This is a genomic window from Pseudonocardia aurantiaca (genome assembly GCF_039526725.1).
Taxonomy (GTDB): Bacteria; Actinomycetota; Actinomycetes; order Mycobacteriales; family Pseudonocardiaceae; genus Pseudonocardia; species Pseudonocardia aurantiaca.
In genome coordinates this window covers 482,589-506,155 of sequence record NZ_BAAAJG010000003.1, presented here as the reverse complement: position 1 = coordinate 506,155, position 23,567 = coordinate 482,589, and the positions used below count along the sequence as shown (strand labels likewise).

The 23,567-nt window shown below is 67.6% G+C and carries 12 protein-coding genes and 1 pseudogene; 10 read left to right on the top strand and 3 right to left on the bottom strand.

Features of this window, described 5'->3' with window-relative positions; translation table 11 throughout:
- Positions 1–422: 422 nt before the first annotated feature.
- Genes ABD143_RS06975 through ABD143_RS06955 form a run of 5 tightly spaced genes read left to right on the top strand, consistent with a single transcriptional unit; the run spans position 423 to position 7,501 of the window.
- Complete coding sequence (locus ABD143_RS06975; RefSeq protein WP_343972862.1) at positions 423–3,017, top strand: Z1 domain-containing protein; 2,595 nt, start codon at positions 423–425, stop codon at positions 3,015–3,017.
- Positions 3,014–4,003, top strand: coding sequence for a PD-(D/E)XK motif protein (locus ABD143_RS06970; RefSeq protein ID WP_343972859.1), 990 nt, complete (start codon positions 3,014–3,016; stop codon positions 4,001–4,003). The genes ABD143_RS06975 and ABD143_RS06970 overlap by 4 nt, the downstream gene beginning before the upstream one ends.
- On the top strand, positions 4,000–5,841 hold the full coding sequence (locus tag ABD143_RS06965) for a hypothetical protein (RefSeq protein WP_343972857.1): 1,842 nt from the start codon (positions 4,000–4,002) through the stop codon (positions 5,839–5,841). Before ABD143_RS06970 ends, ABD143_RS06965 begins: the two co-directional genes overlap by 4 nt.
- Positions 5,838–6,734 carry a hypothetical protein gene (locus tag ABD143_RS06960; protein ID WP_343972854.1) on the top strand — a complete coding sequence of 299 codons (897 nt, stop codon included), beginning with the start codon at positions 5,838–5,840 and terminating at the stop codon, positions 6,732–6,734. The genes ABD143_RS06965 and ABD143_RS06960 overlap by 4 nt, the downstream gene beginning before the upstream one ends.
- Positions 6,731–7,501 carry a DUF6339 family protein gene (locus ABD143_RS06955; protein WP_343972851.1) on the top strand — a complete coding sequence of 257 codons (771 nt, stop codon included), beginning with the start codon at positions 6,731–6,733 and terminating at the stop codon, positions 7,499–7,501. Before ABD143_RS06960 ends, ABD143_RS06955 begins: the two co-directional genes overlap by 4 nt.
- Here ABD143_RS06955 and ABD143_RS06950 read toward each other — a convergent pair.
- On the bottom strand, positions 7,495–7,914 hold the full coding sequence (locus ABD143_RS06950; protein ID WP_343972848.1) for a very short patch repair endonuclease: 420 nt from the start codon (positions 7,912–7,914) through the stop codon (positions 7,495–7,497). The genes ABD143_RS06955 and ABD143_RS06950 overlap by 7 nt on opposite strands.
- Positions 7,915–8,006: 92 nt before the next feature.
- On the opposite strand from ABD143_RS06950, the gene ABD143_RS06945 reads away from it, so the two are divergent.
- A complete protein-coding gene (locus tag ABD143_RS06945) occupies positions 8,007–9,104 on the top strand; it encodes a DNA cytosine methyltransferase (RefSeq protein ID WP_343972845.1) in 1,098 nt (365 codons plus the stop codon).
- On the opposite strand, the gene ABD143_RS06940 is transcribed toward ABD143_RS06945, so the two are convergent.
- The gene (locus tag ABD143_RS06940; protein ID WP_343972842.1) at positions 9,101–9,613 is read right to left on the bottom strand and encodes an Rv3235 family protein; all 513 of its coding nucleotides are present in this window, start codon (positions 9,611–9,613) and stop codon (positions 9,101–9,103) included. The genes ABD143_RS06945 and ABD143_RS06940 overlap by 4 nt on opposite strands.
- A gap of 452 nt (positions 9,614–10,065) precedes the next feature.
- Here ABD143_RS06940 and ABD143_RS06935 point away from each other — a divergent pair, with 452 nt between their 5' ends.
- From ABD143_RS06935 to drmB, 4 genes are read left to right on the top strand one after another with little or no spacing between them, the layout of a single operon-like run.
- Positions 10,066–14,772: a DEAD/DEAH box helicase gene (locus ABD143_RS06935; protein WP_343972839.1), complete on the top strand. Its 4,707-nt coding sequence runs from the start codon at positions 10,066–10,068 to the stop codon at positions 14,770–14,772.
- On the top strand, positions 14,773–16,293 hold the full coding sequence (locus ABD143_RS06930; protein WP_343972836.1) for an NERD domain-containing protein: 1,521 nt from the start codon (positions 14,773–14,775) through the stop codon (positions 16,291–16,293).
- On the top strand, positions 16,290–19,469 hold the full coding sequence (locus ABD143_RS06925; RefSeq protein ID WP_343972833.1) for a helicase-related protein: 3,180 nt from the start codon (positions 16,290–16,292) through the stop codon (positions 19,467–19,469). Before ABD143_RS06930 ends, ABD143_RS06925 begins: the two co-directional genes overlap by 4 nt.
- Positions 19,470–21,278: a DrmB family protein gene (gene drmB / locus ABD143_RS06920; protein WP_343972830.1), complete on the top strand. Its 1,809-nt coding sequence runs from the start codon at positions 19,470–19,472 to the stop codon at positions 21,276–21,278.
- 293 nt (positions 21,279–21,571) lie between these two features.
- On the opposite strand, the pseudogene ABD143_RS06915 reads toward drmB, so the two are convergent.
- Positions 21,572–21,748: pseudogene (locus tag ABD143_RS06915) on the bottom strand (IS630 family transposase); the annotation flags it as partial.
- Positions 21,749–23,567 lie beyond the last annotated feature (1,819 nt).

Sequence of the window (23,567 nt, the reverse complement as noted above, 5' to 3'; positions counted from 1 at the left end):
GTAGCAGCGGTCGCCGTGGTCCGCCAACAGGTTTTTGCACCCAAGATCTTGACCGGGACGTGGGGCCAGCTCCCTGACCTGGGTGTTCGGTGGGCCGCCGGGGATCGAACCCGGAACCCGCGGATTGAAAGTGCCGGGTGTAGCGACCCCTCGCCTGCATGCTGCAACTCAGCGCGGCGCAGTTGCTGGCCCTGCTGTACTCGTTGGCATGTCTACGGGGACGTTCGCAGTCATCGCCGCAGTCATGCCGATGATCTTCATGCCGAGTTGACCGGTCACCAGGTCGATCCGCGTCTCCTCCTCGCTGGTCACTCGCGTACTACTCCGGGTCTGCCACTCGGACGAGTGGCCCGGTAACACACCGCTGCCCTTCGCTGATTAGCCTTCCGAACATCTGAACGGGGCACGTGGGGGGTAGCCGGGTGGCTGACGGACTGTCGGACAAGCAGATCGAGGGTGCCTACAAGGTCTTCCTGAAGTTCTCCGACAAGAGTTCGCCGGCCGACGCCGTCAAGGAACTCGAGATGATGATGGTCCCGGCTCCGCTGATCAAGGCCGTGCGCGAGAAGCACGAGGCCGAGACCATCCGGATCCGGAACCTCGACCAGCCGCCGTCGGTCTGGCGAGACGGGCGCGTCACCTGGTACACGGGCCCCAAGGACATGGACCGCAACTGGCCGGCCGTCGTGAAGTCGCTGCAGGCGAAGAACTTCGGTGAGGACAACATCGCGTCCGTCGATGAGGCGTCGACGAAGATCCTCTCATTGCTCGACCACCCAAAGCAGGACGAGTTCCGCACGCGCGGGCTCGTCGTCGGGTTCGTGCAGTCCGGCAAGACCACGAACTTCACCGGAGTCATGGCGAAGGCCGCCGACCGCGGCTACAAGCTCTTCATCGTGCTGTCCGGCATCCACAACACGCTGCGTCGGCAGACCCAGATCCGCCTCGCCAGCGACCTCGTCCACGCCAACCCCGACCTCTGGCACGAGGTCACCACCGAGGACAAGGACTTCACCCCGCCCGGCGGCAACCCGCAGGTCTTCTTCGCGACGAAGGACCACCACATGCTGCTGGTGGTCAAGAAGAACGCCGCAGTGCTGCGCAAGCTGCGCGACTGGCTGGCCAAGGGCGGCGACTACCTGGCCGGCACCCCGACGCTGATCATCGACGACGAGGCCGACCAGTCCACGGTCGCCACGGCGAAGATCAATCCGCTGCTCTACCAGGTGATGAGCAAGTTCCCGAAGGTAGGATACATCGGGTACACCGCCACGCCGTTCGCGAACCTGCTGATCAAGCCCTCCGACGAGACCGACTTCTACCCGCGCGACTTCATCGTCAACCTGCCGCAGCCCACGGACTACCAGGGCACCGAGATCCTCTTCGGCCGCGAGCTACTGCCCGGCGAGGACCCGGCCGACCTGCCCGGCGGCTACGACATGGTCCGCACCGTCCCCGACGACGAGGTCGATGACCTCAAGCCGCGGACGAAGAAGGAGGCGGCCGACTTCTACCCGGGCCTGACCCACTCGCTGCGCCGCTCAGTCGAGTGGTTCTGGCTGGCCACGGCGGCGCGGAAGGTCCGCGGCGGCGGCAACAAGCATTCGACGATGCTCATCCACACGACGACCGACACAACGGTCCACGAGCGTTTCAAGAACCCACTGCTCCAGCTGAAGAACCGGATGCTGGAGGCCTTGACCATCGGGGACCCCGAGCTGCTGGACCGGCTACGGACGACGTGGGCGAAGGAGACCGCGCGGGTCCCCGCCGCCGACTTCGGCGAGGCCCCGGTCGCGTTCGAGGACCTGCTCGAAGAGCTCCCCGCCGTCGTCAAGGCCACAAAGGTCGTGATCGACAACTACCGCAGCAACGACCGACTGGACTACGAGTCCGGCCCAGTCACGGCCATCGCGGTCGGCGGCAACACGCTGTCCCGCGGCCTCACGCTGGAGGGCCTCGTCTCCAGCCTCTTCGTCCGCGCCGTGTCCGCCTACGACACCCTGCTGCAGATGGGCCGCTGGTTCGGCTACCGCAACCACTACGCCGATCTTCCCCGCATCTGGATGACCGACGAGCTCATGGAGTGGTTCAGCCACCTGGCCACGGTCGAGGCCGAGATGCGCCAGGACATCAACCGCTACATGAACCCGGGCGTCACGCCGCTGAACTTCGCCGTGCGGCTGCAGACGCACCCGAAGATGAGCATCACGGCCAAGGCGAAGATGACCAGCGCGGTCAAGGCCACCGCGGCCTACGGCGGCCAGCTCGTCGAGTCCCGGTTCTTCGACGTCTCCGACAACGGGTCGCCCTGGCTGGAGGCCAACGCGGCCGCCGCGCGGACGCTGGTCGCGCGGGCGGCAAAGGACGGGACGGCCACGCCGTCGCGGGACGAGACCGCGCTGTTCACCGAGGTTCCCCACCAGGCGGTGCTGGAGTTCCTGAGCACCTACTCGTTCCACGATCGGTCCTCCGACGGGCACAGCGGCCGGCTCGCCGAGTACATCCGCAAGCGGGTGCGGGCTGGCTCGCTCGGCCGTTGGAGCATCGGAGTGGTCGGCAACTCGCAGGACACGGCCGACACCAAGCGCTGCGACCTCGGCTCGGGCATCGACGTCAAGATGGTTCGCCGCTCCCGGCTCTCCTACGACGACGACGTTGACTTCGACGGCGTCGCGGACATCAAGACACTGACGAGCCGCCGCGACGAGGCCCTCGACCTCGACGCGTCCAACGCCAGCACCATGAGCCGCAAGGAACTCGTGACGCTGCGGCGACAGAAGCGCCCCACCGAAGGCCTGCTGCTGCTCTACCCAATTGAGCCGGAGTCCGAGCCCAAGAACACCAAGGGCCGCGTCCCGCTCGCCGCGCCGACCAACGACGTCGTCATGGGCGTCGCGCTGGTCTTCCCCGAGCCCAAGTACAAGGACTCCGACGTCGAGTACATGAGCGCGGACCTGTCCAAGGTGGTCGTCGAGGAGGACGACACCTCCATCCTGGAACAGGACGACGAGTGACCCCGGACGGCGCTCAACTCGTCAAGCTCTGGTCCGCTGCGGCGGCCAGACCCGTGGTCAGCCTCTTCCGGACGGCCACGAGCGGGGTCGACACTGCCCGCGGCCCCGTCCTCATCGGCGTCCGCGACACCGGCGCCCGGCACCTGCTGCTCCCGATCGACCCGAAGCACACGCTGCAGGAGGACGTCGACGGGCGCGCGGTCACCCTGCGCCGCCAGGAGCTCGAGGACGAGACCAGCTTCCGCGTCTACGCCTCGCTGGCACTCGCCGACGACCGGCTCAGCGACCTCTTCACCGCGCTCTGCGTCGAGGTCCTCACCCGGATCGCGGCCACCCCTGACCGCGCGGTCCCGGCGCTGCGGAAGACCCTCGCGGACTGGCGCTCCCTGCTCTCGGGCACGCGGCGCACACTGACGCCGTCGGAGCTCGCCGGCCTCTACGGCGAGCTGACCGTCCTGCTCGCGATGCTCGCCCGCGACCCCGGCGCCGTCGCGTTCTGGACCGGCCCGTTCCGCAGCCAGCAGGACTTCCACCGCGCCGACGTCGCGCTGGAGGTCAAGTCGACGACGTCGGTCGAGTCCCGCTGCGTCCGCATCCACGGCCTCGGCCAGCTCGACGGCGGCGACGGTCGGCTGCTGCTGACCTGGCTGCGACTACGGACCGACCGCGGCCGCTCGGTGCCCGACCTGGCCGACGAGGTCCTGCAGGTGGCCGACGACGAGGCCGCGTTCCACTCCGCGCTGCGCGAGTTCGGCTACCAGTCCACCGAGCGCGAGGTGTACTCGCGGCGGGTGTTCGAGGTCGTCGAGCAGCAGACGTACGAGGTCAGGCCGGGATTCCCGCGCCTGACGAGCGCGGGTCTGGTCGGCGACGCGACGCTCGCCGGGCTGGCGAACATCGGCTACGACGTCGACCTCGACAGCGCGCCCGCTGTCGCCGCCCGCACGGACGCCGATCCCGTCGAGACCTTCCTGGAGCAGGCGTGACGACCCCGCGCTGGTGGTCCCAACCCTTCCCGCCCACGGGCGCGATCGCGTCCGAGGGCATCCGCAACCAACTCGGCCGCCCACCCGTCGACCCGCTGACCGTGTTCGTCCGCGAGACGGCCCAGAACTCCTGGGATGCCCGCATCGGCGACCGGCCCACCACCTTCCGGCTCGAGCTGACCACCGTCTCCCCCACCCACCGGCCCAACTGGGAACGGCTGCTCAGCCCGCGGGCGAACCGCGAGGAGAACCTCGGCATCGGGAAGCTGGTCCGGACGTCGAACCTGCGGCTGCTCTCGGTCGTCGACCGCGGCACCAAGGGCCTCGGCGGGCCCACCCGGGCCGACGAGCTGGCCGTCGACCGCCGTGACTGGGTCTCCTTCGTGCTCAACGTCGGCGAGAAGCGCGACACCCACCAGGGTGGCGGCACCTACGGCTACGGCAAGGCCGTGCTCTACCGACTGTCCAAGGTGGGCACCATCCTCGTCTACACCCGCACCGAGGAGCCCGGCGTCGGGCTGAAGTCCCGGCTGATCGGCATCGCCATGCGGAGCTCGTTCGACGGCCGCGAGTCCCCCACCGGCGAGACCCGCCCGTTCACCGGACGGCACTGGTGGGGCGACGTCCAGGAGGGGCATGTCGAGCCGTTGCGCGGCGCGGAGGCCGACTCCGTCGCCCGCCTCCTGGGCCTGCAGCCGTTTCCCGACGGCGAGACCGGCACCACCCTCGTCGTGCTCGATCCCGACCTCGACGACTTCGAGGAGATCGGCGACGCGGCCCGGCACCTGGCCAACACCATCGCCTGGCAGCTCTGGCCGATCATGCTCCCCGAGCGTGGTGACAACCGGCTCGTCGCCGAGGTCCGTGCCGGCGGCACGACGTTCCCGGTCCCCGACCCGGCCGACACCTACCCGCTGGAGATGTTCGTCGACGCCTACCGCGCGCAGCGCGACGGCGAGGGCGTGGTGCTGGAGTGCGGCAACCCGCGGAAGAAGCTCGGCAACTTCGCCGTCGAGCACCGGTTCGTCGTGCCGATGACGGCTCAGTCGAGTCTCGCGGCGGAGTGCGCCGGCGTCCCGGGGGACCCGCACCACATCTGCCTCATGCGCGCGCCCGAGCTCGTCGTGCGCTACCTCGAACAGACCGAGACCGGCTCGGTGAACCGCGCCTACGCCGGGGTGTTCCGGGCGGTCGACGATCTCGACGCGGTCTTCGCCGCCGCCGAGCCGCCCACCCACGACCACTGGGTGCACGAGCAGTTGACCGGCCACGACAAGACGTTCGTGCGGGTCACGTTCCGTCGGATCAAGGAGCAGCTCGCGAGCTACCGATCGTCCGTCGTGGCGACGGTGAAGTCCGAGGGCGGGGTCGCGCTCGGTGCCGCGAGCAACTTCCTCGGCGGCATCGTCGCGGCTGCCTTCGCCCGCCCCGATCAGCCTGCGAGCGCCTCGGGGACCGGACGCGGAGCCGGTGGCGGACGCCCATCGCCCGTCCCCCGCGACAAGGTGCGGGTCAGCGACCTGACCTACCCGGCCGTCGACGAGCGTGACGGCCGGGTCGTCCTGGTTCAGCGGTTCTCCGTGACCGGTCCCGGGCCCGTGCTGTTGGAGTCCCGGCTCTCAGTGGGGCTGGGCGACCGGGCGCGCGAGGACGAGACCCCGGTCGGTGCGGCACGCCCGCAGGTCCTCGCCTGGCTCACCCCCGACGGTGAGCAGGTCGGCGCGACCTGCCTCGTCGCCAGCCCGTCCGAGGTCGAGCTCGTCGTGCTCCCGGTTCCGGACACCATCACCGACATCGTGGTCGTCGGCGCGCGGGTCGAGCAGGCGGTCGCCTCGTGAGCCGCGCCTACCCCTACCGCCGCCCTCCCGTCGATGTCGTCGCCGGCGGGCCCTGGCTGCGCGCCACGGCGGACTCGCTCGACGAGCTGCCGGTCGAGCTCCCCGACTGGGACTACGGCACCGTCCTGCACCTGCGCCGCCCGATGCGGATCGACGGCCTTCAGGCCCGTCTGTCCTGCGGTCTCCCGACCGACGCCGAGATCGTCCTCACTGTCGTCTGGTCGGCCGCGAACTCCTCGCTGCGCGGCCGTGCCTGGCAGGCTCCCGTCCCCGCCGCGCCCGACGTCGAGTTGGAGATCGACTTCGAGCTTCCCGGTGACGAGCTGGGCGGTCGCCTCGATCTCGAGACCAGCCTGACGCTGCGCACGGTCGGCCCGTCGCCCGCCTCGGCCGCGGCGCCATCGAGGCCGGGCAGCGTGCTCTGGCACGACGTGCGGTCGGTGATGCTCCAGGGCGACGCCGTGCTGTTCCCGCTGGCCATCGTGGACTTCCAGCACCTGCCCTACCCGGCGGGCGCGGCCTGGCACCTGGAGCTCGGCGTCGACCTGGAGTCCCAGGCCCTCGGCTCGATCCTGCTCCTGGCGAACAAGCGCCGCGAGGTCGTGACCACGGCCCTGGAGAACGCCGCCGACCCGACCGACGCCGACAAGCTCGTCCTCTCGGCCATCCGCAGCGAGGTCGTCCGGTCGCTGGTCGAACGGGCCCTCGTCGATGAGGAGTTCGACCTCGACACCGACTACCCCGCCGGGTCCGTCGGCGCACTGCTCGCCTCCGTCGTCCGGAACACCTTCCCCAGCAAGACCCTCGAAGCCCTGCGGCGCGACCGGGACCACGAGCCGATCATGTTCACCTCGCAGATCCAGAACGCCACCGGGCTCCTGGGAGGCGCATGAGCATCCTCTACCCGCGCCTGCTCGACGCCGCCGCACTCGACATACACAAGCGCTACACGCGGCTCACGGTCGAGGAGCTGCAGGAGCTGCCCGCCTTCCGGCACCCATCCGCGGTCTTCGCCGCGACGGGCGGCGACCGGGTGCCAGTCGAGCACCTGGAGGACCTTCGCAACCGGGTCGTCAAGATCGCCGAGGAGTCCGGGTTCCCCGGAGGTGGGCGGCGACGCGACCACACCGAGTTCGACCGGGAGATCGCCCGGCTGCTCCACGAGCGCATGGGGCTCGTCGCTGCGGAGGCCGCCGTCCGGCCGATCTGGGCGTTCCTCGCCCTGGTCGTCCTGCCCGACGTCTCCTACTGGCGCTACTGGGAACCGCCCGTCGACCGGATCCTCGGCACGGACATCACCCGTCACGTCTGGGGCAGGCTCTGGTGGCGCGCCCACCTGCTCGCCCTCCCGAACGAACCCGACCCGTACCGGCTGCTCGACACCTTCAACGAGTCCGACTTCGACCAGATCTACGCCCGCCGCAACCTGCTCGGCGGCAGCCGCTCCGTGGTCCGGGCCCTCGCCGACGTCTGGCCCAGCGTCGACACCGCGGAATTCGGTTCGCGGCGGATCCTGCGCGACGTGCTCAAGCGACTCCTGCGCACCGCCGCGATCCTCGAGTTCGACGCCCTCGACTACGCCCACCTCTGCGGCGAGATCCGCCGCGAGGCCGCCATAGCGGTGGCCGCGATCCGCGAGGCCGACCGGCGGGCTCAGTGACCGCGAACGGCCCTCTCCACGGCGTCCACTGCGACCAGCGGGTCCTCGTGCTCCCAGAAGCGCAGGACCGTCCAGCCCAGGCCCTCCAGGTGCACGTCGGTCGCCCGATCCCGGAGCTGGTTCTTCTCCAGCTTGGCGACCCACCACTCGCGGTTCGCCCGCGGAATGCTCGTGTGCTCGGGGCAGGAGTGCCAGAAGCAGCCGTCCACGAACACCGCGACCTTCGCGCCGGCGAAAATCATGTCGGCGCGGCGGCGGGGCATGCCGGGGATGGCGGCCTCCACGCGGTAGCGGAGGCCCCGGCGGTGGGCCTCCTTGCGGATCATCATCTCGGGCTCTGTGTCGCGACGACGGGCGCGGCTCATCCGCTCCGAGACTGCGGTGCTCGACGGGGTGGGACGGTCGCTCGACACCGTTCCTCCCTCCGTACCGCTAGCACAGCGCAGGCTGTGGACACGCTGGCACCCTGCGCCGGATTGTCGTACCCGCCGGCTAGGTTACCGATGTGTCGACGCTGCGGCTGGTGGACCTATTCGCGGGCTGTGGTGGCCTGACCAAGGGTTTTCTCGATGCGAACAAGGATCCGGAGATCACCTCGAAGTTTGAGGTCGTCGCCTCCGTCGAGCTCGACCGTGCCGCCGCGGCGACCTATGCGGCGAACTACGGCCGCGACCACCTCTTCCACGGCCGGATCGAGGATTGGCCGACCGCCGCCATTCCGGACGCGGACATCGTGGTCGGCGGGCCGCCTTGCCAAGGCTTCTCCAACCTGGGCAAGCGCGACCCTCTCGACTACCGCAACCGGCTCTGGCGCGAGTACGTGCGGGTCGTCGAGAAGATCCAGCCCTCCTACTTCGTCATCGAGAACGTCGCGGCCTTCTTCAGGTCACCGCAGTGGAACCTGCTCCAGCTCGCCACCGGGCCGGACGGACCACTCCGGAACTACGAACTGCAGCCCTTCACCCTCAACGCCGCCGAGTTCGGCGTCCCGCAAGTCCGAAAGCGCGCGGTCGTGCTCGCCCGGCACAAGAGCCGCGATCCCCTGCCTGACCCGCAGGGTGAGTTCGCCGGCCGACCGGAGAAGTTCGTGACCGTCCGCCAGGCCCTCGTCGGTCTGCCGGCGGCGGTCGACCCCGACAACATCGAGCTCCCCGACGGGATCTTCGACTTCGACGGCGGCCTCCCCGGCTCGTTCAAGACCTCGCAACTGCACGTTACCCGCCACCTGCAGCCGATCTCCGTCGAGCGCTTCGCGTCCATCCCCGAAGGCGGCAACCGCCTCGACCTACCGTGGAAGCTCCAGACCCCGGGCTGGCGCAAGCACAGGACTGGCTCTATGGACGTCATGGGGCGGCTCCGCTGGGACAAGCCCTCGGTCACGATCCGCACGGAGTTCGTGAAGCCCGAGAAGGGCCGCTACCTCCACCCGGAGGAGCACCGCCCCCTCACCCTCGCCGAGGGCGCCCTCCTCCAGACCTTCCCCCTCGACTACCAGTGGTGCGGCGCCAAGGTCTCCATCGCGCGCCAGATCGGAAACGCCGTGCCGGTCCAGCTCGCAACCAGCCTCGCGAAACTCATCGGCCAAAGGAACCCAGGAACCTAGGGCCCGGCGCGCCGTGGTATGCCAGCACAACGCGCCAGGTCGACTGCGACGGCCTGACGGGACCGGGCGAGAAGGTCTCGCCTGGCCCCATCGGCCTCACAGGATCCGGACGTCGAGCACATATACCGGTCCAGCCCGGCCCGCGTGAACGACGCGGCCAGCGCCCGGCGTTGTCCCCGGAGCCGGACCGATCCGGCTATCTCCACCACGCCCTCGTGTGGCTGCGACGGGTAGCAGCTCAGCAACCGGCCCCCCCCCCGCAGCCCGCTGGCCTCGACCGGCACCGCCCGCAGGTAGCGCAGCACTCGCTGCGCCACCAGGTCGGCGATGTGCTTGGCCGGGCGGCGCTGGTCGAGCACCTGCAGCAGCATCGCCACCGTCCGGTGTGCCCGCGCGACCGCGGCGCGGTCGACCGGAACGTCGGTGACCGGGTCACCGGGCGGGAGCTCGGCCGGGGGGCGGTGCCCGCAAGTGGGGCACGGCTCGAGGAAGTCCTCGCCGTCGAACACACCGTGCGGACCGGGCGCAGCCCGAGCACCCGCCGAAGCGTGTTCTCGCTAGGCGTCTCCTTGTGATCGAGGGTCTGGGACATAGCGGCCTCCGACAAGGGTCGGCAACCAGCCCGAGCAGCGGGGGTATGTGGTTGTGGTGGGCTGGCTGCGGGGCGCGGTGCGAAGCGCCCGCCCTTGCTCCTCCGCGCCCGACTCCGCCCGGCGAGGCTCACGCTCCAGGGCAGCCCGCAGGGCTGTCGACGCCAGTCGATGCGCCAGCACCCTGGAACGCGAGACCGGGCGGAGTAAGCGGCCCACCACCAGCAACACAGCACGGCCGACAAGCCGGACCGAGATCGACGAAGGTCTTTGCTCGGAGCGCGTCTTGAACATCAGTGCAGGACCGGTGACGGCCAACGATGTCGCCCGAGACGTAGGACGCCGTCGGCGGTGATCGTTAGTCTGCCCCTGTGGTGACGAACGGATGGACAGACTGGAAGCCGGACGTCGGCCTGATGAGGGTAGTCAAGGAGCAGTTCGAGAGGGCGATAGAATCCTATAGGATCCATCCTGACCTCGTGTCGGAGCACGCGAACCTCGAGGAGTCGATCCGCACTGGCGGCTATGCCAGCAGAACGCTTCTCGAGCTCGTGCAGAACGCGGCGGACGCAGTGGCTGGCGCCGAAGACGTCAACGGACCTGAGGCGGGGCGGGTGGAAATCGTCCTGGATCCCGCCAATCGGACCCTGTACTGCGCTAACACCGGACGCCCTTTCTCAAGGTCCGGCATCACAGCCATCACCATGGCGCACCTGAGCGGCAAACGCGGGGACGAGATCGGACGCTTCGGCCTCGGCTTCAAGTCCGTGCTCGCCGTTTCGGACACCCCTCAGGTGCTCAGCCGGTCCATCGCCTTCGGCTTCAACTCCACTGAGGCGAAAGCGGCCCTCACGAAGGTGGCCGGCGGCGTCAAGCGGTACCCCGTGCTGCGGACAGCCACGCCGGTCGACGCCGTGTCGGAGATCGGCTCCGACCCGATCCTCGCCGGTCTCGCCGAGTGGGCGACGACGATCGTCAAGCTGCCCGCTGCCGAGAACCTCCAGCGGCTCCGCCATGAGATCGAGCAGTTCTCTTCCGAGTTCCTACTCTTCGTCCCCGCAGTTCGCGAGGTCCGTCTCCGGGTGCTGGGACCAGAGCCGTTCGAGACCAGCCACGTGTCACGGGGTCTGGGCGGCGGCCGGCTTCGCATCGAGCGGCCGAGCGGAGACAACGACGAGTGGCTCGTGCTTGACAGCATGCACAAGCCGTCGCACGAGGCCCGCCAGGAGGTCGGCGAGGCGGTCTCGCGCCAGCGGGTGAAGGTCACCGTGGCGCTGCCCGCGGAGCAGTCGCGCCGTCGCATCGGTGAGTTCTGGTCGTACTTCCCCTTGCAGGACAGGACGTCGGCATCCGCTCTCTTCAACGCACCGTGGAGCGTCAACGATGACCGCACCACCCTGCTGAAGAACAACTACAACCGCGAGATCCTCCGCACGCTCTCGGAGATGTTTGTCGACTTGCTTCCCCGGGTCCGCGCCCAAGCGGATCCGGCGGCGCACCTTGACTACATGCCCGCCCGCGGACGCGAGATCCTCAGCTACGGGGACGAGTTGCTGGTCGCCCACATCCCAGGCATTGCCGCTGAGCGTGCGCTTGTGCCCGACGCCGTGGGGGAGCTTCACCATCCGTCGGAGTTCCGCCCGCTGGACTTCGGTATCGATTTAAAAGCCGATATCCACAAGGCGTGGTGCGAGTCGCCCAACACGGGCGACGACGTCCCCCACTGGAGGTGCTACACCAACGCCCAGCGCGTGGCGAGGCTACGCACCCTATTCACCGCCTCACTCTCCGACGATCAGTTCTCAGGCACCGGTCGTGACGAGAAGCGAGCGCTCGAGCTTGTCCCCAAGCGTGGACTGCTGTCATGGCTACGCGAGTGGGCCGAAGGTGACGACGCCACATCCTCGGCGAACGCCCTCAAGGTGGTCTGGGGTCACTCGAACGTGGAAGGGATCCGCGAGGCTAAGGTCGTCCCCACGAATGACGGAATGCGTTCGCTGCTCGACAAGGACGTCGTTTTCCTGCGCCAGGCACCCGACCTCGAGATCGACGGCGCCTCCTTCGTCGAGCCCACGTTCCTAACGCGCCCGGGGGTGGAGGACATCCTCCGGGCAGCCGGTTTTCGTGACCTGGACCCGGAGGCGATCCTCAACGCGCGGATCGCCCGCCTCTCGGACCGGCCCGGTGACGAAGAGCTGACCCGCTTGTGGGACGCGGCCCTGGACGTCCCGGTCGCGATCGGTCTCAAGCTGATGCGAGCACAGAGAGACCGAGTCCTCGTCCCCACCATGGACGGGAGTTGGAACCGGTCGAGGGACGTCTACGACGTCGACGCCCTGTCGTCGTCTTACGCGAATCGCGTCCTCGACCATGACCGATGCCTGCCGACACTGGCACACGCGCTCGGTGTGCTTACCGGCCCGGTCAAGGACCTGGGGGTGGACGACGAGCCGGGGTACCAGTCCTACGTCGAGGCCCTCATCGCCCAGCTCAACGGCAACCGGGGCCCGGGCGACCTGCCGACCAGCCGGGTCGACGTCTTCCCAGGCACGGGGCCTGGCCCCTTCTCCATTCTCTCCATGCTCGTCGACGCAGGCGCGCCTCCTGAGGTTCGGGAGAGGTGGACGACCGGGCTGCTCCAGTACGCCGACCAGCAGTGGACGTGCGAGGACCTCGACACCAATCGCACGTTCCGGGTCGACGGTCCAGCTGTGTGGGCCGCGAAGAGGTTCGGCCTCCTGAGGACTGAGCGAGGGTTCAAGCCGCCGGCCGAGGTCATCGCGCCCTCGCTGGTCCGCTATCAGGGGCTGCTGCCGCTGCTCAAGGGGCCGTCCCAGCTGGCACATGCGCTGGACCTTCCCGACGAGCTCGACGAGGTCCCCAGCGAGGTCTTCCGTCAGGCTCTCGAGGAGGACATCTACCCTCCGGCTCTCGACGATGTGGTCATCGCCGAGTTCGTACTGGCTGCCAGCCGTAAGGCGTATCCGGGAACGAAACCTCCCAGCATCCCCGCACGCATCCAGAAGGCCATGGAGAGCCGGCCGCCTGGGGCTGTGTATCTCGCGACGGACGACGAGCAGGCGTTGTTCCTCGCCGCGCGTCAGCGACCATTCCTCCGCGTCGCCGCCGAGGACGTGAACTCGTTCGTCACCGAGATCGGCTGCCGACGGTTCGAGGACAGCTTCACCTTCTCGATGCTGATCGACGGCCAGCAGGCGAGCGAGCGCATCGTCGACCTCTATCCCGGGCTGCGGAATGCCCGGGGTGCTGAACGCGTGGAGAACGCCACCCTGAGTCGGGTCGCCCTGTTGGCGAAGCGGGTTACCACCGAAGATGGCGTCGAGGACCAGGCGCTCCCATGGCATCTCGACGGCGTCAGCCTGCTAGTTGGGCAGGACCCGGACGAGGGCGAGTGCCTCGCTTTCATCAACGAAGCTTTCGGCCTTCACCTGAACAATGCCGAGCTCGGACAGGTGATGCAGCGAGGGCTCGACCACAAACTCGAGCTCCAGCGCGTGCAGGCGCAAGCAGTCGGTGATGATGCTTCACGGCTGGACGTCTACTTCGGTGAGGACGACCTCCGCGAGGCGCTGCCGTCCGGTCTGTGGTCGGCCCTCGAAGCACAGCGCCTGGTCGACACGAGGACCTCGGTCGCCGAGTTGTTCCTGACAGTCTGGGGATCGGACTCCATCAAGCAACTCCACGAGAACTTCCGGCACCTCGGCTACCCCGACGTCCCCAAGGAGTGGGCAGGCGGCCCGGCCACGATCAGCTGGCTACGCAGGATGGGCTTTGGGACGGAGTACGCGGGACGGCGCAACGAACGGCAAGAGCAGGAATTCGTCGTCCCTGGGGCGGTCCGTCTGAATGGGCTGCATGACTTCCAGGAGACGATCAGCCAGCAGCTCCGCGAGGTGATCACCACTCGCAACGCGGACGGTCGCTGCCAGAAGGCCATGGTCGAGCTCCCGACCGGCGCGGGGAAGACGCGTGTCGCCTCCGAGACCGTCCTCAGCCTCTTCGTCGAAGGCAAACTCAAGGGGCCTGTGCTGTGGATCGCCCAATCGCTCGAACTATGTGAGCAGGCTGTCCAGACCTTCAGCTTGGTGTGGCGGGGTCTTGGCGACGAGCGGCCCATGACTATCGGCCGCCTCTGGGAGAACAACGTCGTCCACGAGCCCGATACCGAGTTCTCGGCCATCGTCGCGACCGACGCCAAGTTGAACAGCATCTTGGACAACCCCGATTATCAGTGGCTCAGCAGGGCCTCCGTGGTGATCGTCGACGAGGGCCACCGCGCCGGCAACTCAGTGATGTACACGAGGATCCTGAACTGGTTGGGAGTCGCGGGCACGGGCTGGGAGCGGCCGCTGGTCGGCCTCTCCGCGACCCCGTTCAAGGGCACCTCGGAGACAGCCACGATTTCGCTGGTCAGGAGGTTCGGCAACAAGATCATCCGAGCTTTTGAAGGTGACGCCTACCAGGAACTCGCCCGCCGAGGCGTATTGGCTCGTGTGAAGCACGATGTGCTCGCAGGAGTGAAGGTGACACTCTCGGCCGACGAGGCCGACGATGCGAGCCGCCGTCGCCGCGTCACTCCCGCTGTGCTGGACCGCGTGGGCCGTGACCAGGCCCGCATGGGAATCCTTGTCGACCACATCCTGAAGCGGGACCCGAGCTGGCCCATCCTGGTGTTCACCCCCAGTGTCCTATCGGCGCAGGTTTTGGCCGCGTCGCTGCGCTACCGAGACGTGGTCGCCGAGTCGGTCAGCGGCCAAACCGGCCGCCAGCAGCGTCGTGACGTCATCCAGCGATTCCAGGACGGGAAGGTGCAAGTGCTGGCCAACTGTGACCTCCTCATCCAGGGCTTCGACGCTCCTGGCGTAAGGGCGCTCTACATCGCCCGCCCCACGTTCAGTCCGAACGCCTACATCCAGATGGCAGGCCGTGGGCTGCGAGGACCGGCGAACGGCGGCAAGAAGGAGTGCCTCATCGTGGACATGGCCGACGACTTCGGCGACATGAGCAGCTTTCTGGGCTATCGGGAGTACGAGCGTCTCTGGCGGGAGCAGCAGTAGATGATTCTTTCGCCGGACCTTGAGACGATCCTGGCCACGGCCACGAGCGAGGCCGAACGTCGGGTGGCTCGCCTTCTGGCCAATGTGGACGGCGGCCCCACTGCCGTGGCCTTCCACTCGGTGAAGTTGCGCTCTCATCGGTACAAGCAGCAAGCCGAGGCCGACTTTGTCGTTCTGTGGAAGGACGTCGTGATCGTCCTCGAGGTCAAGGGCGGCGGCGTCCGATGCGTCCAGGGGAAGTGGTGGACGATCAACCGCCGCCAGGATTGGAATCCCCTGCGCGAGTCGCCGATGGACCAGGCCAACGAGGCGAAGATGGCGCTGCGGCAGATCCTCAAGGAGGACGGACTGGGCTGGTACGCGGACCAGCATGCAGTGATCACTCCAGACGTGGACGACCTGGACAAGGCGATCGGCTGGTACCCTTCCCACTGGCTCGTGAGCAGCGACATGACGGTCGACGGGCTGAGAAGAGCATTCGACGAGGTCGTGTCCCGTGCGCCGCAGGCTCCGTCGCGCGCGCGGCGTGAGCGGACGGCCGAGGTGCGCGAGCGGCTCTTCGGCGAGTTCACTCGCCTGCCTCGCATCGACGTCCAGCGTGGCGCTGTCTTCGAGGAGCAGACTCGTGCGACCGCCGGCCAGGCCCGTTACCTCGAAGGTCTCCACCGGACCTCACGGCTCGTAGTCCTAGGAGGAGCCGGTACCGGCAAGTCGCTGGCACTGGCGGAAGGCGCCAAGCAGGACGCCGACCAGCAGCGATCAGTACTCATCACCTTCAGATCGCCGGGGCTCACGACCTTCTTCGAGACACTCGTCACCGGCCGAGGCATCGATGTCGTCCCGTTCGGCGACCTCGCAGCCAGCAGGACCTACGACGCCGTGTTCGTCGACGAGGCACAGGACCTCATGACCGCGGAGGCGATGGACAGACTCGACATCGTCGTCGCGGGCGGCCGCGCGGCGGGTCGGTGGCGCATGTTCCTCGACCCGAACAACCAGGCGCATGTCGACGGCGGCTTCGACCCCGACGTCTACGAACTAATACTCGAGGAGGCGGTCTCCTTTCCGCTCCCTATGAACGTGCGCAACACCAAGCCGATCGTGCACATGGTCCAGTCGTATCTCCGCGCCGACATCGGCGATGCCGCCATAGTCCACGGCGAGGACCTCCATTGGCACGAGGTGGAGGCTCCTGCAGACCTCAAGGCGGCCAAAGAAGTCGCGCACGACCTGGTCGAGCAGGGGGCCCGCCCGGACTCGATCTGGCTCGTGGACTGCGGCTCCTCGGAGCCACCCCGGCGGGACGAGCGGGGCCTGACCATCACGAGCCCGCGCCACGCCAAGGGCCTCGAAGCCGACCGTGTGGTGGTCTACAACGTGCCGGAGAACCTCGACGAGACGGGCGCCGCGGCCTTCTACGTCGCCGTCACCCGGGCTCGGGTGGCTCTCCACCTGGTGATCTCCGTGCAGGACCGGAAGCGTCTGCAGAAGCTTCTTCGCACGAACATGGAGGCGCGATGACGCTGACCGAAGCGCAGCAGGCCGCCTTGCTGCACGCGCGCGCCGCCTACATGGGGCCTGAGGGCGGCCCCGACGAGATCGTCGTCAACGGACGTCCGAACCTCCAGTACACGGTCGGGATGCTCTACCCGCCTGGGTCCGGGCCGCCTCAGCCGGAGGGCGAGACATCGAGCGACGACGCCGGCGAGGACCTCACCGCCGATGTGTCGGAGGGGGATGTCGAAGAGGGAGATGCCACTGTTCCGCTAGCAGAGGAGTGGCGGCCGTCGTCCGTCGCCATCTCGTTCGTGACCGACAGCAACTCCGTCCTCTGTGACTTCGCGGGTGGCACCTATGCCCCGGTGGAAGCGGACGGTCCTCCCAGCTGGCAGCGGACGCCCTTCGCCTTCAACGATCTGGAACTGTCGGGTGACACACCGCCCCTTTCACTCGACGTGTGCGGGGTGAGAGTCCAGATCGGGTCGCGCTGGCGAGCATTTGGTTCAGCCTGGCTCGTGACGGTTCACGCGCGCGTCATGACAACGAGCGCCGGGGACGCCATGGCGAACCCGGGCTCGATCCTCTACCAGGTGGAGCTGGCCGTACGCCCGGCGGCGTCCGGTCGCATTCTCGAGTACGACACGTCCGCTTCGCTGGACGCCGACGACGAGTCCGCGGAGTTGCGCCTGCGGTACCGGAACCGGAAGACCTACGCCGTCGGCCACGGGATGGCGGCAGACTGGGAGCTCGAGGCCGGACGCTGTACCAGAGCCTTCCTCGACCCGGTGCCCGCTTTCGTCGTACCCGCCATCGAGACGGTTGCCTTCGACCCCACCAGCACCGAAGCGCGAGCGCTCCGCCTGGACTTCCTCGCCTCTGCGGACTCTCGTACCGACGAGGTCACCGCAGCACTCGCGGCATTCGTCACGGCGTACGAGACGTGGGTCGCAGAGCAGGAAGCCCGCGTCGCGGGCTTCGGCCACGACGCCGTCGTGGCGCGTCGCATCGTGAAGAGGGCCCGAGCCACTGTGGTCCGCATGCTCACAACGGTGGACATCCTGCGCGACCCGACGCAGGGCCCGTTGCGCGCCGCGTTCGCCCTGGGCATGGCCGCGATGCGCCTGCAGATGCGACAGGCGCGGATCAACGAGGGCAAGGAGCCTGACCACGTTCCCGAGCCGATCTGGCGGCCCTTCCAGCTGGGCTTCATCCTCGTATCCCTCGCCTCGACGGTCGACGACCACCATCCCGAGCGAGATCTCGTCGACCTGATCTGGTTCCCCACAGGCGGCGGCAAGACGGAGGCCTACCTCGGACTGGCCGCCATCGAGATCTTCCGCAGGCGACTCGTCCACGGCGCGGCCGGCGGCGGGACGGCCGTGATCACCCGCTACACGCTGCGCCTGCTCACAGCCCAGCAGTTCCATCGGACCTCGGCACTCATCTGCGCGATGGAGCTGCTGCGGCGACCCGGCAGGCTCGCCGACGCGCGGGCCAGCGGGATGGCACCGTTCTCGATCGGCCTCTGGGTCGGTAACGAGGCCACATCGGGAACTCGCCGGGAGGCGGGCAAGGCACTCGAGCGCCTCCACAAGGCAGCCAGACCGGAGGAGGCGAACGGCTTCCAGGTCGAGAGCTGCCCCTGGTGTGGCGCTTCGCTGGTGCCCCCGAAGTTCACCGACGACCGCGGCCGGTACGGCTTCGTCACGGTCGGCCGGGACGTGATCGTCCGGTGCACGGACGCCGAATGTCCCTTCCACCGGGAGATCCCAGTCGCTGTGGTGGACGAGGTGCTGTACGAGAATCCACCGACAGTCCTGCTGGCGACCGTCGACAAGTTCGCCCGTCTTCAGTTCAGGCCGGACGCAGGGCGCCTGATCGGCGTCGGGGGGCCCTTCCGCCAGCCGTCGTTGATCATTCAGGACGAACTCCACCTGCTGTCCGGCCCGCTTGGCACCACCGTCGCCGTGTTCGACGCCGTGCTCCAGCTCCTGCTTGCACAGGGCGGTAGCACACCGAAGATCATCGCATCTACCGCGACGATTCGCTCCTCACAGGAGCAGGTGCGTGGGCTTTACGGCCGGGCGGTGGCGCTCTATCCTCCTTCCGGCCTGGACGACGACCAGAACTTCTTCTCCCGCCCGGTGGCCTCCGACGAGGGCCGACTTTACCTCGGCCTGATGCCCCAGTCAGTGTCGCAGGCATCTGCCGTCATCGCCGCCACCACTCCCCTGGCGGAGTTGCCCGAGACGCTCGAGGGCGGGTCCGGGTTCTCGCGCGACGCCTACTGGACCCTCGTCATGTACCACAACAGCCTTCGGGAGCTCGGACGGTCCGGACCCCTCGTCGTCGACGACGTCAACGCCAGGCTCGAAGCTCGCGCGGGCCGCCTGGGGATCACCTACCGGCGAATTCGGCCGGACCGCGTCGTCGAGCTGACCAGCCGTCGACGCCCGGAAGAGTTGCCGAACGACCTTCGCGAGCTCGGCAGGAGCATCGAGCAGACCGACCAGGCGGTCGACGTCGTCCTTTCGTCCAACATGCTCTCGGTCGGGATTGACGTGCCGCGGCTCTCACTCATGCTGATGGTCGGACAACCCAAGACGACCTCCGAGTACATCCAGGCGACAAGCAGAGTCGGGCGTGGCGACGTGCGGGGCGTGGTCACGACACTCTTCAGGTCAAACCGTGCCCGTGACCGCTCTCATTTCGAGACCTTCCGGAGCTATCACGAGTCCCTCTACCGCACCGTCGAGCCCACGAGCGTCACGCCGTGGTCCTTGTCCTCCAGGGACCGGTCGCTCGCCGGCGCCGTCGTGATGCTGCTTCGGCAGTCCGTCGCCCAGCTCGCCGACAACAACGCCGCGGCGCGGCTCGACCTCGATGATACGGCTTTAGAGAGCGCAGTTGGGGCTCTCGTCGGCAAGCTGGTCGAGCGTGTGCGGCTCGCCGACAAGATCGAGGCCGACGAGACCGCCGACCAAGTGTGGGCTCTGCTGCGGAACTGGGCACGCCGAGCGTCTGAGTCCCGTGACGACGACTCCGGATTGCGGTACGAGCGGTCCCCGGGGGTGGACTCGGCGCTGTTGAAGCGGTTCGGGCAGCAGGGCGACGGATTGCTGGTCGGTGACTCCATGAGGTCGGTGGAGCCGAACGTCGCGGTCGAGGTGCGGGAGCCGATGGACGGAGAGAGCTGAATGGAGCCAATCAGGCACGACCTGAGGCTGTCCGAAACGGTGAGCCCGTTCGGCGTCGGCGCGATCGTGGACGTGCGCGGGGAGTCCCTGATCGCACCCGACACCTCCTGGTGGGACAAGAAGTTCGCGCCAGAGATCAGTTGCGACCGCCTTCTCAACAGGCTGGGCCCTGGAGTCCTTCGGCAGGCGCCGTCCCACGCGGGGATCGCGGCCAAGGAGACGCCCGCGCTCACGTACTGGCGTTTCCCCGCCTGGCGCTTCTGCGAGCAGTGCGGCAAGGTCTCGAAACTCACCGGGAGGTCCAAGGGCAAGTGGATCAATCGGTGCGACTGCGGCGGTGCGCTCGTGCCGATGCGGTATGTCGCGGTCTGCAAGAAGGGCAGCCACATCCAGGACGTCCCGTGGTTCATGTGGACGCACCGCGGGCACGACGCGGGAGTCACCGAAGAGGTGCGCTTCTGCAAGGCGTATAAGGAGCTTCGGTTCACCCGATCCGCGAAGCTCGGAGAGGGGCTCAAGGCGCTGAGCATGGAGTGCACCGCCTGCGGCCGGTCTCGCTCGCTTGTGGAATTGGTCACGGACGACGCCCTCGCGCGGGACGGCATCAGGTGCACCGGCACACAGCCATGGATCGAGAAGTCCGAGGCTCAGGCGTGTGAGCACAAGCTCGTCGCCGTTCAGCGCGGCGCCACCGGGAACTACCTCGCCGAGAGGCTTTCGGCACTCGACATCCCGGAGGAGCCGCCCGCGTCCGTCGAGCTGGCGAACAAGGTGAGGGCGCACGTCTACTTCGAGAAGATCGTCGCCGACAACGGCGGCCCTCAGGCGCAGATGGTCTCGGAGTGGATCGCGACCGAGCTCGGCACGACTCCGGAGGCCGTCCTGGCGATCGCCGCCGGGTCGGACGGTGATGGCGAGGACGAGAAGCCCCTCCTGGGGCTCAAGGACGGCGAGTGGGCTGCGTTCATCAAGAAGCTCGAAGGCGGGCGCGACAGGTCGGGCGGCGACTTCGTGGTGGATGGGTGGGCCGTCGAGCCCAGGCCGTCGTGGCCGGCGAGCCTCACCGATCGGCTGACGGCTGTGGGCCAGGTGCGCCGGATGCGCGAGGTGCGCGCGTTGAGGGGGTTCAGGCGCCACAGCCCTGACGCGGAGCTCGTGCAAGCGGACCTCGGCCCCGATCAGGGAAGGCGGCCAACTTACCCCGCGATCGAGACCTTCGGGGAAGGCATCTTCCTCCGTTTCGACGAGCAGCAATTACAGGATTGGGAACGACTTCCCGATGTCCGAGCGAGGGCGGACATCCTGGTCGGACGCAGGAGCGAAACGCCGTGGGCGCAGAGACTCGATGTCCCGGAACCTCGATTCGTAGCGCTCCACACGCTGTCCCACCTCCTCATACGCAGACTCGCCTTCGCTAGCGGCTACGCGTCCGCGTCACTCCAGGAGAGGATCTATGCCAACGCCAACCGCGCCGACCGGACGGCGGGGATTCTGATCTACACGGCCGCTGGCGACGCGCAAGGGACGCTCGGCGGTCTGGTGAGGCTGGGCGCCCCGGACAAGCTCATCCCCATGCTTGTGGCTGCGCTCGACGAGGCGGACGTGTGCTCGAACGACCCGGTGTGCATCGAGAGTGACCGACAGGGCTCCTCGAGCCTGAACCTGTCGGCCTGCCACGGTTGCTGTCTGGTCAGCGAGACGTCCTGCGAGTCGGGAAACCGTTTCCTCGACCGTCAGCTCGTCCTGGGTGGGAAGGACGTCGAGGGACTGCTCGGGCATGTCCTGGCCGAGGTCAGGCAGCTCGGCTAGCCGGCTAAGTGGTCGAACCAGCACCCCGTGTTCCTCGCGGGCCGCGCTCGAGGTGCGCCGTTGACGAAGCTCGACAACTCCAAGCTGGCCTCCAGCGAGCTCCTCGAGAAGACTCGGGGAGAACGGTCCTGCAGGAGTTCGGTTGAGCCAGGCGACACAAGCGAGTGCGGCGCGCTGGAATCCAGGCGCGACGTCGTCGAGCGCACGAAGGAACTTCTTCCTGCTCACAGGGTACTCGTACTGCGTTACAGTAAGCCCGCGATCTGGTCCGATAAGGCAGCCTCCCGCGTTAGCTAGTGTCGCGTAAACGATGTCCTTTGACCGGGTCGGCAGTGATCGATCAGCTCGTCGGCCGTCTTGGTCCAGACGAACGGGTGGCAGCGCTCGTTCCAGCCGTCGATGAATCGCCTGATCGCAGCGACCAGCTCCTTGACGCGGCCGAAGCTGCCGCGGCGGATGGCCTGACGCGTCGGCGGAGAAGGACAAGGCGACCCGGCTGGTGCCCTGCTGGACGTAGGGCAGGGCGACCAGGCCGCGGAGGCGGACCTCCTTGCCCAGCTCGGTGCGGGGCTCGTCGTAGCTGGCGACCTTCACCCCGGCGATCTCGGCACGGTCGGCCTCGGGGTCGTCGACGAGGACGTCCACCACCCACATCGGGACACCGTCGGCGTTCTTGTCCTGCGCGTCCGGAACGCGGCGGGCGCGAGCCGACGATCCATCGTGTACGCGATGCCCTGTCAAGTACGCCCGGAAGATTCTGCGTTCCCGCAGGTCACCCAGGAAGGAGCGTCGGGCAGCGCCCGGGAGCCGCCGAGCGACCGTCTACCCGGCGGTCCGACGTAGCAGGGCTGAGCTTGCTAACGGCTGTTGAGGTGTGCCAAGCAGACATTTCGGGCAGCCTCGAGCAGATTTCGTCCAAACGGACTAAAGAGGCAGTGATCACTGTGTCGTAGTATTCGCTCCCGGAGTTCAAGGAGGCGACTGTGGGCGGTCGGCGCCACTCGATTGTTTCCGTCGGCGTCCTCTTGTCGGCGACACTTTGCCTTGGCATAGCTAGTTGCGGGAGTACCCACGAAGAGGCTGTCGGCCTGTCTTCTTCAACCGATTCTCCCAACCCTGACGGCAGCAGCAATATCGCGTCACCTGATAGCGAAATTCCCGTAAAGCTTCGGTTGTGCCCTTTTGCAGTTCCAACTGCCGAGTACCCCGCTCAATGTGACATCGTGGACCAGTTGCCCAATGGATCCACGGTTTTCATGCGCTGCTACATCAATGGCGCGCATCCACCTGGCGTGCCTGGGGATTCCCGTATTTGGTTCTATGTGAATGAAGCGTCCGGACCCAAACCCCGATACTCCGGATTCGTATTCTCTGACTTTGTCAAGAACCAAGCAATTGTCGAAGGATGCACGGAATCTGTGACGGCGCGGTTCGTGTACCCGAACGCAGAGTCAGCACCTAATGACGAGTCCTCGCCTGGCCAAGACCCTATCCAACCGCCACCTGTGACCCCGCCACCTGTGACCCCGCCACCTCAGCAACCTCCCGGACAAGAACCGCCCGGACAAGAACCGCCCGGCGGTAATGCCGTCGAACAGGCACCCGTCGACGTCCCGCCCGCTCCCAAGCGCTTCTCCGAGACTCAAGGCCATTTCGGGTCCGACACCTTCACAAACTATCACAATGCGAGCGGAAAAGGGGATCGAATAGCGCCAGGCCAAGTAGTCGAGGTGAGCTGCAAGGTTTTAGCTCCCACAATCGCAAGCGTCTCGCCCGATGGATACTGGTACAGGATCGCTAGCGCGCCGTGGAATGACTCTTATTACGCTGCCGCAAACACCTTTCTCAACGGGGACTCTCCAGGAGGACCAGCCCAACACAACACCGACTTCACGGTTCCCGATTGCTAGACCCCAGTAAAGTGCGTGCGGCCGATCCTAGCGCCGCAGAAGTGCAAAGGATGGCCGTACGTCGTGGGTGGCTGCGGTATTCAGCCGATACCGCTTCTCACGCCGGCCGCGACGGGGCTCGTTCGGCACTCCGTGGACCTGACATGTCTGACGGCTCGGTGATCTTCAGCGCACGACGTACCCACCTGTTGCCGACCAAACCAACCGGTCGCTGCCAGGCCGAGTAACGGATGAGACCCACGTCGGGAACTCTGCTGGCAGAGCAGCCGTTATGATGTGCACCCCGCGCTCGCAAAGCGCCTTCTGTGCAGTCTTCTTTACCCGATTGGCGAGCGTGACGGTATGGACGTGGACAGAACTGCCGCGACCGGGCGGTAGG

Excerpts from the sequence above, each read along its gene's own strand:
- ABD143_RS06955 (WP_343972851.1), top strand. The coding sequence starts at position 6,731 with ATGAGCATCCTCTACCCGCGCCTGCTCGACGCCGCCGCACTCGACATA.
- ABD143_RS06930 (WP_343972836.1), top strand. The coding sequence starts at position 14,773 with ATGATTCTTTCGCCGGACCTTGAGACGATCCTGGCCACGGCCACGAGC.
- ABD143_RS06925 (WP_343972833.1), top strand. The coding sequence starts at position 16,290 with ATGACGCTGACCGAAGCGCAGCAGGCCGCCTTGCTGCACGCGCGCGCC.
- drmB (WP_343972830.1), top strand. The coding sequence starts at position 19,470 with ATGGAGCCAATCAGGCACGACCTGAGGCTGTCCGAAACGGTGAGCCCG.